Annotated in this window: 14 protein-coding genes; 9 read left to right on the top strand and 5 right to left on the bottom strand. The window is 69.5% G+C overall.

Annotation, left to right across the window (positions count from 1 at the left end):
• The first annotated feature begins 8 nt into the window (after positions 1 to 8).
• From glgA to ACWGSM_RS00860, 3 genes are all read left to right on the top strand, one after another.
• Entirely contained in the window at positions 9 to 1,193 is a 1,185-nt protein-coding gene (glgA, locus tag ACWGSM_RS00870; RefSeq protein WP_452321107.1) for a glycogen synthase, read from the top strand.
• A 17-nt stretch (positions 1,194 to 1,210) separates the two neighbouring features.
• The gene (locus tag ACWGSM_RS00865; RefSeq protein WP_452321106.1) at positions 1,211 to 1,993 is read left to right on the top strand and encodes an ABC transporter ATP-binding protein; all 783 of its coding nucleotides are present in this window, start codon (positions 1,211 to 1,213) and stop codon (positions 1,991 to 1,993) included.
• A gap of 85 nt (positions 1,994 to 2,078) precedes the next feature.
• Positions 2,079 to 2,333, top strand: coding sequence for a type B 50S ribosomal protein L31 (locus ACWGSM_RS00860; RefSeq protein WP_313355833.1), 255 nt, complete (start codon positions 2,079 to 2,081; stop codon positions 2,331 to 2,333).
• 89 nt (positions 2,334 to 2,422) lie between these two features.
• Here ACWGSM_RS00860 and ACWGSM_RS00855 read toward each other — a convergent pair whose 3' ends face one another.
• Positions 2,423 to 3,130, bottom strand: coding sequence for an exonuclease domain-containing protein (locus ACWGSM_RS00855; RefSeq protein ID WP_452321105.1), 708 nt, complete (start codon positions 3,128 to 3,130; stop codon positions 2,423 to 2,425).
• A gap of 72 nt (positions 3,131 to 3,202) precedes the next feature.
• Here ACWGSM_RS00855 and ACWGSM_RS00850 point away from each other — a divergent pair, with 72 nt between their 5' ends.
• The 5 genes from ACWGSM_RS00850 to ACWGSM_RS00830 all read left to right on the top strand — a co-directional run bounded on the left by ACWGSM_RS00850 (position 3,203) and on the right by ACWGSM_RS00830 (position 7,476).
• Positions 3,203 to 3,826, top strand: coding sequence for a LysE family translocator (locus ACWGSM_RS00850; RefSeq protein WP_452321104.1), 624 nt, complete (start codon positions 3,203 to 3,205; stop codon positions 3,824 to 3,826).
• A 142-nt stretch (positions 3,827 to 3,968) separates the two neighbouring features.
• Positions 3,969 to 4,502, top strand: coding sequence for a single-stranded DNA-binding protein (locus ACWGSM_RS00845; RefSeq protein WP_452321103.1), 534 nt, complete (start codon positions 3,969 to 3,971; stop codon positions 4,500 to 4,502).
• 45 nt (positions 4,503 to 4,547) lie between these two features.
• Positions 4,548 to 5,033 (top strand): DUF6993 domain-containing protein, encoded by a 486-nt coding sequence (locus ACWGSM_RS00840; protein WP_452321102.1) that lies wholly within the window; start codon positions 4,548 to 4,550, stop codon positions 5,031 to 5,033.
• 189 nt (positions 5,034 to 5,222) lie between these two features.
• Positions 5,223 to 6,902: an energy-dependent translational throttle protein EttA gene (ettA, locus tag ACWGSM_RS00835; RefSeq protein ID WP_452321101.1), complete on the top strand. Its 1,680-nt coding sequence runs from the start codon at positions 5,223 to 5,225 to the stop codon at positions 6,900 to 6,902.
• 91 nt (positions 6,903 to 6,993) lie between these two features.
• On the top strand, positions 6,994 to 7,476 hold the full coding sequence (locus ACWGSM_RS00830) for an acyl-CoA thioesterase (protein ID WP_452321100.1): 483 nt from the start codon (positions 6,994 to 6,996) through the stop codon (positions 7,474 to 7,476).
• A 3-nt stretch (positions 7,477 to 7,479) separates the two neighbouring features.
• Here ACWGSM_RS00830 and ACWGSM_RS00825 read toward each other — a convergent pair whose 3' ends face one another.
• Positions 7,480 to 8,370, bottom strand: a complete 891-nt coding sequence (locus ACWGSM_RS00825) for an acyl-CoA thioesterase (RefSeq protein WP_452321099.1) — start codon at positions 8,368 to 8,370, stop codon at positions 7,480 to 7,482.
• Positions 8,371 to 8,434: 64 nt separating this feature from the next.
• Between ACWGSM_RS00825 and ACWGSM_RS00820 the strand changes: the two genes are divergently transcribed.
• Positions 8,435 to 9,103: a hypothetical protein gene (locus tag ACWGSM_RS00820; RefSeq protein ID WP_452321098.1), complete on the top strand. Its 669-nt coding sequence runs from the start codon at positions 8,435 to 8,437 to the stop codon at positions 9,101 to 9,103.
• Between the two features lie 107 nt (positions 9,104 to 9,210).
• Here the strand turns inward: ACWGSM_RS00820 and ACWGSM_RS00815 are convergent, their stop codons facing one another.
• From ACWGSM_RS00815 to ACWGSM_RS00805, 3 genes are read right to left on the bottom strand one after another with little or no spacing between them, the layout of a single operon-like run.
• On the bottom strand, positions 9,211 to 10,875 hold the full coding sequence (locus ACWGSM_RS00815; RefSeq protein ID WP_452321097.1) for an FAD-binding dehydrogenase: 1,665 nt from the start codon (positions 10,873 to 10,875) through the stop codon (positions 9,211 to 9,213).
• Positions 10,872 to 11,321, bottom strand: a complete 450-nt coding sequence (locus tag ACWGSM_RS00810; protein ID WP_452321096.1) for a globin — start codon at positions 11,319 to 11,321, stop codon at positions 10,872 to 10,874. The genes ACWGSM_RS00815 and ACWGSM_RS00810 overlap by 4 nt, the downstream gene beginning before the upstream one ends.
• Positions 11,318 to 12,391 carry a mechanosensitive ion channel family protein gene (locus ACWGSM_RS00805; RefSeq protein ID WP_452321095.1) on the bottom strand — a complete coding sequence of 358 codons (1,074 nt, stop codon included), beginning with the start codon at positions 12,389 to 12,391 and terminating at the stop codon, positions 11,318 to 11,320. The genes ACWGSM_RS00810 and ACWGSM_RS00805 overlap by 4 nt, the downstream gene beginning before the upstream one ends.
• Positions 12,392 to 12,467 lie beyond the last annotated feature (76 nt).

Below are 12,467 nucleotides of genomic sequence, written 5' to 3'. Positions count from 1 at the left end.
GTGCAGTCATGCGAGTCGACATCATCACCAAGGAATACCCGCCGGAGATCTACGGCGGCGCCGGCGTGCATGTCGCAGAGCTCGTGGCTGCGCTGCGCAGCAGCATCGACGTGCAGGTCCGGGCGTTCGGGAGTGAGCGCGCCGAGCCGGGGACCCGGGCGTATCGGACGCCGTCCGAACTCGCCGCCGCGAATCCGGCCCTGCAGACCCTCGGCACCGATCTCGTCATGGTCGGCGACGTCGCCGGAGCCGACCTCGTGCACAGCCACACCTGGTACGCGAACTTCGCCGGGCATCTCGCATCTCAGCTGCACGGCATCCCGCACGTGCTCACGGCCCACAGTCTCGAGCCGCTGCGACCGTGGAAGGCCGAGCAGCTGGGGGGCGGCTATGCCGTCTCGAGCGGCATCGAGCGGCTCGCGTACGAGAACGCTGCCGCCATCGTCGCCGTCAGCGACGGGATGCGCCAGGACATCCTGCGCAGCTACCCGCAGGTCGACCCGCAGCGTGTGCGCGTCATCCACAACGGCATCGACGTCGAGCGCTGGCGTCCGGTGTCGAATCCCGGGTTCCTGGCGAGCATCGGAATGGATCCCTCGCGTCCGTCGGTCGTGTTCGTCGGCCGCATCACCCGGCAGAAGGGGCTGCCCTACCTGCTGCGTGCGGCCCAGCTGCTGCCGAAGGACGTGCAGCTCGTGCTCTGCGCCGGCGCCCCGGACACCCCCGAGATCATGGCGGAGGTGCAGGCCGGCGTCCGTCAGCTGCAGCAGACACGCGAGGGTGTCATCTGGATCGAGCGGATGCTGCCGCGTGACGAGCTGTCTGCGATCCTCGCCGCGGCCACCACGTTCGTGTGCCCCTCGGTGTACGAGCCGCTGGGCATCGTGAACCTCGAGGCGATGGCGTGCGGCGCGGCCGTCGTCGGCACCGCCACGGGTGGCATTCCGGAGGTCGTCGACGACGGTGTGACCGGCCGTCTGGTGCCGATCGAGCAGCTGCAGGACGGCACCGGCACGCCCGTCGATCCGGAGCGCTACGTCTCGGATCTCGCCGCCGCGCTCACCGAGGTCACGAGCGATCCCACGCGGGCGCGGCAGTACGGCGAAGCCGGACGTGAGCGTGCCCGCAGCCGGTTCAGCTGGGGGGCGATCGCCGACACCACGCGCGCGCTGTACGAGGAGCTGATCGCCTGAGCCGATAGGCTGGCGTCATGTCGAGCGCTCTGGATCTCACCGATGTCGTCGTGCGTCGCGAAGGCCGCAACATCGTCGATCGGGTGACCTGGTCGGTGTCCGAGGATCAGCGCTGGGTCGTGCTCGGGCCCAACGGCGCGGGCAAGACGACGCTGCTGCAGCTCGCCGACACGCTCATGCACCCGACGTCCGGAACGGTGACCGTGCTGGGCGAGACCCTCGGGCGCACGGACGTGTTCGAGCTGCGTCCGCGGATCGGCTTCGCCTCATCCGCGATGGCTCGCCGCATCCCGCGCGACGAGACCGTGCTGAACACGGTGATGACTGCGGCCTACTCGGTGACGGGCCGCTGGAGAGAGGACTACGAGTCCATCGATGAGCGTCGCGCGCAGCGAGTGCTCGCGGACTGGCGCCTGGAGCACCTCGCCGAGCGGCTGTTCGGCACACTCAGCGACGGCGAGCAGAAGCGCGTGCAGATCGCACGGGCCGTGATGACCGATCCCGAGCTGCTGCTGCTCGACGAGCCCACCGCGAGCCTCGACCTCGGCGCACGTGAGGAGCTGCTGCAGCTGCTCGGCGGTTATGCCGCATCGCCGATCACGCCGGCGATGGTCATGGTCACGCACCACGTGGAGGAGATCCCCGTCGGCTTCACCCACGTGCTGCTGCTGCGCGACGGTGGTGTGGTGGCGGCCGGCCCGATCGCCGAGACGCTGACGGCAGAGGCTCTCACCGAGGCGTTCGGCATGCCGATCCTGCTCACGCAGGACGGCGGACGCTACGCCGCACGCGCCGCCTGAGTGGTGTAAAGTAGACCCTCGGTGCGATCGCACCGCAGACTTCCCTCGTCTCTGGCAGAATCCAGGGCACCACGTAAGGAATCCCATGAAGACTGACATCCACCCCGAGTACCAGGCCGTCGTGTTCCGCGACCTCGGCTCGGGCGAGACCTTCCTCACCCGCTCCACCGTCACGGGCGACAAGACGATCGAGCTGGACGGTGTGGAGTATCCCGTCATCGACGTCGAGATCTCGTCGGCTTCGCACCCGTTCTACACGGGCAAGCAGCGCATCATGGACTCCGCCGGTCGCGTCGAGAAGTTCAACCAGCGCTTCAAGGGCTTCGGCGGCTCCAAGTAAGCCGCCCACGACGATGGCCCCGCCCCGGCGGGGCCTTCGTCGTACCCGGCGTCCGGTCGCATCCCGCGGACCGACGCGCGAGAACCTGCTCACCCGCGAACGGGCCACGTGCCGTCGAGAGGCTGCTCCGGGTCGATCCGTCCGATCCCGACGAAGTACTCGGTGAGACTCGCGGCCTGATCTCGCGCCCAGCCGATCTGCCTGGTGTGCAGCTCCGCCGCGGAGCGCGGCCACGCGAACTCCCGTGCGAGGGCGAGCGCCACCCGACCCGCGGCCACGGCATCCGCCGACGCCTCGTGCGCGTCATCCAGCGGAACGGCGTAGTGGTCGGCGACGACCGTGAGCGTGCGCTTGCCGGGCCGGTACCGGTCGAACGCCTTATCGATCACCAGCGGGTCGATCACCGGTGACGGAGCGGCCAGCTCGGGGATGCTGTGGCGGCGCGCCTCGTGGGCCAGAAGAGAGAAGTCGTACGAGGCGTTGTACGCCACGATCGGCAGCCCCTGTGCGAACAGGGCCCGAAGCGCGTGCACGATCTCGGCCACCACGTCACGCGCAGGGCGACCGTGCGCCCTGGCGTACTCTGTGCTGATCCCGTGCACGGCTGCCGCCCCGTCGGGGATCGGCACTCCGGGATCGGCCAGCCAGTCGCGGGCGGCGAGCTCTCTGCCGTGCCCGTCGAGCACGCCGACGTGCGCGGTGACGATGCGATCCTGCCTCACGTCGACGCCCGTCGTCTCGAGATCGAACACGCCCACGCGGGTGAGCCAGGCCGGAGCATCGAGCGGAAAGGTCATGGCCACACCATAGGAGCGGGCGCCGACACTGCCGATTCCGCGCCGGCCGCGCACTCTCACTACGCTGTGCTGGTGACCTGGACGGTATGGCTCTCGCTGCTCGCTGCGTGCGTGGTGATCAGCTTCACCCCCGGGGCCGGCGCCATCAACACGATGAGCAACGCGCTCGTGCAGGGCTGGCGCCGCTCGCTCTGGGGCGTGCTGGGTCAGCAGGCCGCCCTCATCGTGCACGTCGTCGTCGTCGCTGCGGGGGTGGGGCTGTTCGTCGCACGTTCGCCGATGCTGTTCGAGATCATCCGCTACGCGGGCGCGGCGTACCTGGTGTACCTCGGCATCCGGATGCTCCTTGCGACGCCGGAGGCGCAGAGCCTCGACCCGTCCGCTCGGGTGCGGGAGGGCGCCTGGTCGATCTTCCGACGCGGATTCTGGGTCAACCTCCTCAACCCCAAGGCGATCGTGTTCTTCCTCGCCTTCGTGCCACAGTTCGTCTGGCTGGACCACGATCCGCTGCCGCAGTACCTCGTGCTCGTCGGCACCGTGATCGTGGTGGACATCCTGGTGATGTGGTTCTTCTTCGCCGCCGCGGCGAAATCCTTCCGGCGGTTCACGCAGGATGCCCGCGGCCAGCGCATCCTGAACGCGGTCTTCGGAACGCTCTTCATCGCCGTCGCCGCTCTGCTGCTGTTCCTGCACTGACAGCGCCCTGCGTGTCGGTTTTCCTGCACCGATCACTTCGTCGTCGCGTTCTCCACCATCACTGCGAAATCGGCCTGCGGCGTCCGGCGCGGGCGTGCACTCTGGTCGGACCCGGGCCGGTCCCGGCAACGAAGGAGCACCCATGAGCATCACCAACGACGTCCTGACCATCGCCGGGAACATCGGCAACGACCCCGTCGCCAACGAGACTCGCAGTGGCAAGGCGGTGATCAACTTCCGCGTGGCCACGTCTTCGGGCTACTTCGATCAGCGCACTGGGGCGTGGGTCGACGGCGGCACCAACTGGTACGCGGTGTCGGCGTTCGGCAAGCTCGCCGAGCACGCCAAGGCCTCGCTGCACTGCGGCGACCCCGTCATCGTCGTCGGGCGGCTGCGCCAGAAGGAGTGGGAGGCGAACGGCAAGAAGGGCATCGACGTCGAGCTCACCGCCGACTCGATCGGCCACGACCTGCGGCGGGGCACGAGCGCGTTCGCGCGCCGCCCACGCCCGGAACAGGCCGGCGTCGCCCCCGCCGCCGACGATGCACCGGTTTTCGACGAGCCCACCGAGGCCGATCGGGATGCCTGGGCCGGTGCGGGACTGCGGCTGACCGACGAGCCGGATTCCGTCGACGCTTCCGGCGAACCTCGCGACGACGCACTGACCCGCGCGTGACGGCCGGCGCGACGGGGACGGAGGTGCAGCGCCTAGACTCTAGGCGTGCGTCACAGGTACTCCGTCTCCGTCCGGCGGTGCGCGCACTTCGGCTCGCTGCTGGCGAGCACGGCTGCTCTTGTGCTCGCGCTGACAGCCTGCGGGCCGATGGCGACTCCCGACACGTCATCAGGTGCGCCCGCGACTCACGAGGCCGACGCGTCTGCCGCGCCGACCGAGGCGGATGCCGCACTCGCCTCGTTCACCGAGGTCACCGCCGGCGTGTGGGCATCCGACTCGCGTGCGCAGGGCCGCGCCTACATCGACGCGCTCGAAGTGGCCGGTTTCGCGAAGGACGCCATGCAGGTCACCGCCGACCGGAGCACGGTCGGCAACGCCGCCGAGAGCCTTCAGTTCTCGGCCGCCTGGAGTGACACGCAGTGCCTGGTCGGTCAGGTCGGACCGTCGACCGGAGAACCCGTCACCGCGCTGCTCCCGCGACTGGCAGACGGGGCGTGTCTGGTGGGCGCCACCCGCCCCATCGACTGGTGATCCAGCGCCCCGCTCGCCTGCACGGCGCCTGAGCGCTGCCGCGCGCGTCGACCGGTAGGCTAGGAAGCCGAGCCGATCGGCACGGGGACCCCCGCCGTCGGCCGCACACACTTCGCGCATCCGGCACTCGGCATGCGCCGCGCCGGATCACAGGCGCTGAGACAGGTCTTCCAGAGGAGCGGTGAAGGTATGGCTGAGTACATCTATTCCATGGTGCGAGCCCGCAAGGCGGTCGGCGACAAGCTCATCCTCGACGACGTGACGATGGCGTTCCTGCCGGGCGCCAAGATCGGCATGGTCGGCCCGAACGGCGCCGGAAAGTCGACGATCCTGAAGATCATGGCCGGTCTCGACACCCCCTCGAACGGCGAGGCCAAGCTCACCCCCGGCTTCAGCGTCGGCATCCTGATGCAGGAGCCCGAGCTCGACGAGACCAAGACCGTGCTCGAGAACATCCAGGACGGCGTGGCGATCAAGCCGAAGCTCGACCGGTTCAACGAGATCTCGGCGCTGATGGCCGACCCCGACGCCGACTTCGACACGCTGCTCGCCGAGATGGGCGTGCTGCAGGAGGAGATCGACGCGGCCGACGGCTGGGACCTCGACTCCCAGCTGGAGCAGGCGATGGACGCTCTGCGCACGCCGCCGGCCGATGCCGAGATCGCGCCGCTCTCGGGCGGTGAGAAGCGCCGCGTCGCGCTGGCGAAGCTGCTCCTGCAGAAGCCCGACCTGCTGCTGCTCGACGAGCCCACCAACCACCTCGACGCCGAGAGCGTGCTCTGGCTCGAGCAGCACCTCAAGGACTACAAGGGCGCGGTCATCGCGATCACGCACGACCGGTACTTCCTCGACAACGTCGCCGAGTGGATCGCCGAGGTCGACCGCGGCCGTCTGATCGGCTACGAGGGCAACTACTCGACCTATCTCGAGAAGAAGGCCGAGCGACTCGACATCCAGGGCAAGAAGGACGCCAAGCTGGCCAAGCGCCTGAAGGACGAGCTCGAGTGGGTCCGCTCCAGCGCCAAGGGCCGGCAGACCAAGTCGAAGGCGCGTCTGGCGCGCTACGAGGAGATGGCGGCGGAGGCCGAGCGCACCCGCAAGCTCGACTTCGAAGAGATCCAGATCCCCGCAGGTCCCCGCCTCGGCAGCGTCGTCATCGAGGCGAAGAAGCTGCACAAGGCGTTCGGTGACCGCGTGCTCATCGACGGACTGAGCTTCAGCTTGCCGCCGAACGGCATCGTCGGCGTCATCGGACCGAACGGCGTGGGAAAGACCACGCTGTTCAAGACCATCGTCGGCCTCGAGCCGCTCGACGGAGGCGACCTGAAGATCGGCGAGACCGTCAAGATCAGCTACGTCGACCAGTCCCGCGCGAACATCGACCCGAACAAGACGCTGTGGGAGGTCGTCTCCGACGGACTCGACTTCATCACGGTCGGCAAGACCGAGATCCCCTCGCGGGCGTACGTGTCGAAGTTCGGCTTCAAGGGCCCGGACCAGCAGAAGAAGGCCGGTGTGCTCTCCGGTGGTGAGCGGAACCGTCTCAACCTCGCGCTGACGCTCAAGGAGGGCGGCAACCTGCTGCTTCTCGATGAGCCGACCAACGACCTCGACGTCGAGACCCTGAGCTCGCTCGAGAACGCCCTGCTCGAATTCCCGGGTTGTGCCGTGGTCATCACACACGACCGGTGGTTCCTCGACCGCATCGCCACGCACATCCTCGCCTACGAGGGCACCGATGAGAACCCGGCGCAGTGGCACTGGTTCGAGGGCAACTTCGAGGCGTACGAGCAGAACAAGATCGAGCGAATGGGCCCGGAGGCGGCGCGCCCGCACCGCACGACCCACCGCAAGCTGACCCGCGACTAGACCCCACGCCCCACTTCGAACATCGCTTCGCGCGCTGTCCGGAGCCTCCGGGGCGCGGGGCCCCCATGTCGATAGGAACCTGACGGAAGTCATGACCAGCAACACTCCCCGGCTGCACATCCCCATCCACCTGCGGTGGGGTGACCTCGACGCGTTCAACCACGTCAACAACACCTCGATGCTCAAGCTGCTCGAGGAGGCGCGCGTGCGCGCCTTCTGGAAGCCGGAGCCGGGGGAGCAGGCACCCCAGACGGCGATCCTCGAGTCGGGGATCGATCAGGGAGTCCTCACCCTGATCGCCCGTCAGGAGATCGAGTACCTCGCGCCGGTGCCGTATCAGCGTCGTCCTCTCGAGGTGCAGATGTGGTTCGGCAAGCTCGGCGGCTCGAGCCTCGAGGTCTGCTACGAGGTGCACAACGATCCTGCGAGCACCGAGCGCATCCTGTATGCGCGCTCGACTGCCGTGATCGTGCTCGTGGATGCCGCCACCGGCCGGCCGGTGCGGATCAGCCCCGAGATGCGCGAGGCCTGGGAGCCGTACGTCGGGGAGCCGATCAGCTACGCGCGTCGCTGACGCTCAGGCGTCGGGCGACGGCACTCGCACCATGATCTCCTGCGCCACGCTGGCGAGCAGCGTGCCCTCGCGGTCGTAGATCCGACCCGTCGAGAGCCCGCGTCCGCCACGGGCGTTGGGCGATTCCTGCACGTAGAGCACCCATTCGTCGGCGCGGCCGAAGCGGTGCCACCACATCGCGTGGTCGAGGCTCGCGACTTTGAGTCCAGGCGTGCTCCAGGTCACGCCGTGACGGCGCAGGATCGGCTCCTGAATGGTCATGTCGCTGAGGTACGCGAGCGCCGCCCGGTGCAGGCGCGGATCGTCCGGCATCCCGGCCCGCATCCGCATCCACACGGCCTGGCTCGCGACTCGCTCGCCGGCCACGTCGATGAAGAGGGGCCCCTCGACGTGACGCACGTCTGCGGGACGCTCGGCGAGCATCTTCCGCGTCAGCGGGTGCACATCTCCGACGAGCTCCTCGTCGGGGCGCAGCTGCTCCGGATCGGGGATGCCGTCGGGCATCGGCTCCGCGTGATCGGCGCCGGGGTCCTCGTCCTGGAACGAGGCGATCATCGAGAAGATCGGCACGCCGCCCTGGAACGCCTGGCAGCGTCGCGTCGAGAACGAACGCCCGTCGTGGATGCGGTCGACCGAGAAGGTGATGCTGCTCGCGGTGTCTCCCGGGCGCAGGAAGTACCCGTGCATCGAGTGCACGACGCGGTCCTCGGGGAGGGTGCGCTCGGCGGCCACCAGTGACTGAGCCAGCACCTGACCGCCGTACACCCGCCCGGTGGGCATGAAGTGCGAGCGGCCGGTGAAGATGTCCTCGGTGGTCCTCGCCTCCGACTCCGCCAGATCCAGGACGTCGAGAAGGGCGTCGACGGATCGGCGGGCATCTTGCTCAGCGGTCATCCGACCAGTCTAGATCGACGGGTCGACGCCTCTCGGCCGGCGGTCATCCGGCTAACGTAGAGGAGTGACCAGACCGCTCGTGCTTGCCGACGCCCAGACCGCACGCGACGTGCTCACCTTCGCGGGGCGAGCAGCTCAGGCCGGCGCCGACGGGGTGCGACTGCAGGCGGCCGATGGCGTGCTCGCCCTCACCTCCGCCGCGCTCGCTCCGCAGAGCCTGTTCGACCAGACGCCGACGGTGCTGGCGATGCGCATCGTGCGCGCTGATCCCGAACTGCACTGCGACATCGTCGTCGACGAGCTCGCGGAGGGCGAGAACCCGCACGAGCTCGCCCTGCCCGACACCGGTCGGGCGCCCGCCTGGGCGGGCGTCGCCCCACCGCGCGCCGAGTGGATGCACGTGGGCGATCTGACCGCGCAGACTGTCGCGGAGCGCGCCCAGTGGGGGATCTCGGCCGTCGCGCACGGCACCGCACCGGGCTCCGGGGAGGAGGCGGTGCGTGCCCTGCGCGCGCGCATCTGGGGTGAACCCGACGAGGCTCTGTCCGGGCTGCCGCGCGGTGTCGCATTCGCCGCGCACGCCTTCGGATTCATAAACGGCGCCGAGGAGGTGCGGATCACGCAGTCGGGTCGCTGGACGCGCCTCGCGTTCGCTCGCGGGCACGTGCTCAGCCGCGGCCCGGCCGTGACCGGCCTCACCGCCGTGCGTGGTACGGGCCCCTCGGCAGGCTGAGGGACCCAGTAGGTGGGACGGGCTTGGCAGGTGGCGGCCCTCCGGCAGGCTCAGTGACTCAGTAGGCAGCGGCTCGGGTGCCCAGGAAACAGGGGTCGGGGCCCTGGTCAGCGCGCGGCGGCTCGCCCGGCCTGGCGGCCGGAGAACAGGCATCCACCGAGGAAGGTGCCCTCGAGCGCGCGGTAGCCGTGCATCCCGCCACCGCCGAAGCCGCTCGCCTCGCCCGCCGCGAACAGGCCGGGGATGGCGTTGCCCGCGGCGTCCAGCGCACGACCGTCGAGGTCGGTGTGGATCCCGCCGAGTGACTTGCGGGTGAGCACGTGCAGTTTGACCGCGACCATGGGACCGGCGGACGGATCCTGCAGGCGATGCGGCGCAGCCGTGCGGATCAGCCGGTCGCCCCGGTATCCCCGCATCGAGCGCAGCATGGCGATCTGCGCGTCCTTGGTGAACTCGTTGTCGATCTCACGGTCGCGTGCGACCACCTCCTCGCGAACCCGGTCGATGTCGAGCAGGTCGCCGCCGGGCTTGGCGCGCATGCCGGCGAGCAGCGAATCCAGATCGTCTTCCACGACGAAGTCCGCGCCCTCGTCGAGGAACGCCTGCACGGGGGCGGTCGGACCCTTCGCGATACGCGATCGCAGCAGCAGCCTGACGTCGCGCCCCGTCAGATCGGGATTCTGCTCGCTGCCCGAGAGCGCGAACTCCTTCTCGACGATCTTCAGCGACGTCACGAACCAGGAGTGGTCATGGCCGGTGCGACGCAGATGCGCCAGCGTGCCCAGCGTGTCGAAACCCGGATACAGCGGCACCGGCAGGCGCCTGCCGGTGGCATCCAGCCACAGCGACGACGGTCCGGGCAGGATCCGGATGCCGTGCCCCGGCCACACCGGATCCCAGTTCTCGATCCCCTCCACGTAGTGCCACATGCGGTCGGTGTTGATCAGGGCGGCGCCCGCTGCGCGCGTCACCGCCTGCATGGAGCCGTCGACGTACGCGGGAACGCCGGTGAGCATGTGCTCGGGCGCCGTGCCGAGGCGCTCGGGCCAGGACGCGCGAACGAGATCGTGATCCCCGCCGATGCCGCCGGAGGCGACGATCACGGCATCCGCCCTGATCTCGAAATCGGCCACCGGCTCACGCGACGTCGGCGCACCCCGCGGGGCGAGGGTGTCGGCGAGCACCCTGCCGCGAGCGCCGACGACGCCGCCGGAGCGGACGATGAGAGCCGCCACTCGGTGACGGGGGAGGATGCTCGCACGCCCGTCGGCCTCGGCCTGCTCGACGGCGGCGACGAAGGGGGCCACGATGCCGGGACCGGTGCCCCAGGTGATGTGGAAGCGCGGCACCGAGTTGCCCGGTCCGATCGCGCTGCCGCCGCCTCGTTCGGCCCAGCCGACTACAGGGAAGAACCCGACGCCGCGCTCGCGCAGCCACGCACGCTTCTCGCCGGCGGCGAACTGCAGGTACTCCTCCGCCCAGCGCTTCGGCCAGGTGTCCTCGGGCCGGTCGAAACCCGCGTTGCCGAACCAGTCCTGCCGTGCGAGATCGAGAGAATCCCGGATGCCCATCCGGCGCTGCTCGGGAGAGCCGATGAGGAACAGACCGCCGAACGACCACCACGCCTGCCCGCCGAGGTTCTGGCGCGGCTCCTGATCGATGACCGTGACACGCCTGCCGGCGGCCAGCGCCTCGGCGGCGGCCACCAGCCCCGCGAGCCCCCAGCCGATCACGAGAACGTCGGTCGCGAGGGTGCGGGGCAGGGCTGTCATGTGGTCTCCGTCGACTCCGGGGCTGTGCGGTTCTCGAGCGTGGGGCGGCCCTGGGGGCTCGTGCCGATGCCCGAGGGCTCGAATGTGTTCACCATGGCATAAGCGGCGCGCTCGAGGTAGTCCCACAGGGTCGCCTCGTGCATGGGCGAGAGCTGCACCTCGTCGAGCGCGGTGCGCATGTGACGCAGCCAGCGGTCGCGGGCGTCGGGGTCGATGTGGAAGGGAACGTGCCGCATCCGCAGCCGCGGATGTCCGCGCTGCTCGCCGTACGTGGCCGGCCCGCCCCAGTACTGGGCCAGGAACCACGTGAGACGATCGGCGGCTGGCCCCAGATCCTCTTCCGGGTACATCGGCTTGAGGACCGGGTCGAGCGCGACCTCGCGGTAGAACACCGCCACCAGGCGCTCGAAGGTGGGCTGTCCGCCGACCTCGTCGTAGAACGTCACTGCGTGCCGCCTTCCTCGTCGGTCGTCTTCTTGCGTCGCCAGATGCCGCGATCGACGATGCGCGGCACGCCGGTGACCGGATTCGGCTTCGTGACGGGCGGGTTGGCGCCACGCACCCGGCGGGCGCCGTCGAGGCCGGTCAGCGTCACCGCGGCGAGACGCGGCACCTCGACGCCCTTCTCGGCCAGTCCAGCCCGCAGCCGGCGACGCAGCTCCTGCGAGACGTCGTCCATCGCGTTGGCGCGTGTCTTCATGACCACCCGCACCACGAGCGCGTCGCCGTCGATGCTCTCCAGCCCCCAGATCTCCGGCTTCGCGATGATCCGCGTGCGCCACTTCGCGTCCTTCGCCAGGGTCTGCGCGGTCTCCATCATCGACTTCTCGACGAGTTCGAGATCGGCATCCGGGGTGACCCCCAGGTCGATGATGGCACGTGCCCAGCCCTGCGACATGTTCCCGATGCGCGTGACCTCGCCGTTGCGGACGTACCAGAGCGTGCCGTTCACGTCGCGCACCTGCGTGATGCGGACGCTGACGTACTCGACGACGCCGGATGCCAGACCGAGATCGACCACGTCGCCGATGCCGATCTGGTCCTCGGCCACGAGGAAGATGCCGTTCAGCACGTCCTTTACGATGTTCTGCGCGCCGAAGCCCAGGCCGGCGCCGACGGCGGCCGTGAGCAGGGTCAGCGAGCCGAGCAGGCTGGGAGTCAGCGCGTTCACGGTGAGCACCAGCGCGATCACCACGAGCATCACGTTGACGATGTTCTGCAGGATCGAGCCGAGCGTGCGGGTGCGCTGGACGAGGCGCATGTCGGCGAGCGGGGACCGCTCGAGAGCCTGCGTGTCGTCGACGCGCGCCTTCGACTTGGCGCTGTTCACGATGCGCTGCACCACGCGACGGATCACCAGTCGCAGGATGAACGCGATCGCCACGCAGCTTGCGATGATGATGGCGACGGTGAGTGCCCTGCCGCCGACCTTGAGCAGGATGTCGAGAATGCCGCCCCACCATCCAGGATCAGTGGGGTCGGGCGCGGGGGTCTCGGCGGCGAAGCGGATGTCCATCACCTCGATTTTAGCGATCGGGTCCCCGCGCATGCTGGATGCCGCGGTTCCGGATGCCGCGGTCCCGAGGCTCCGG

The organism is Microbacterium sp. NPDC055521 (assembly GCF_053619695.1).
This window is presented reverse-complemented; position numbering and strand designations above follow the sequence as displayed.

Coding starts and splice junctions, on each gene's coding strand:
- ACWGSM_RS00830 (WP_452321100.1), top strand. CDS start 6,994: ATGACCAGCAACACTCCCCGGCTGCACATCCCCATCCACCTGCGGTGG.
- ACWGSM_RS00825 (WP_452321099.1), bottom strand. CDS start 8,370: ATGACCGCTGAGCAAGATGCCCGCCGATCCGTCGACGCCCTTCTCGAC.
- ACWGSM_RS00845 (WP_452321103.1), top strand. CDS start 3,969: ATGAGCATCACCAACGACGTCCTGACCATCGCCGGGAACATCGGCAAC.
- ACWGSM_RS00855 (WP_452321105.1), bottom strand. CDS start 3,130: ATGACCTTTCCGCTCGATGCTCCGGCCTGGCTCACCCGCGTGGGCGTG.
- ACWGSM_RS00805 (WP_452321095.1), bottom strand. CDS start 12,391: ATGGACATCCGCTTCGCCGCCGAGACCCCCGCGCCCGACCCCACTGAT.
- ettA (WP_452321101.1), top strand. CDS start 5,223: ATGGCTGAGTACATCTATTCCATGGTGCGAGCCCGCAAGGCGGTCGGC.
- ACWGSM_RS00815 (WP_452321097.1), bottom strand. CDS start 10,875: ATGACAGCCCTGCCCCGCACCCTCGCGACCGACGTTCTCGTGATCGGC.
- ACWGSM_RS00865 (WP_452321106.1), top strand. CDS start 1,211: ATGTCGAGCGCTCTGGATCTCACCGATGTCGTCGTGCGTCGCGAAGGC.
- ACWGSM_RS00860 (WP_313355833.1), top strand. CDS start 2,079: ATGAAGACTGACATCCACCCCGAGTACCAGGCCGTCGTGTTCCGCGAC.
- glgA (WP_452321107.1), top strand. CDS start 9: ATGCGAGTCGACATCATCACCAAGGAATACCCGCCGGAGATCTACGGC.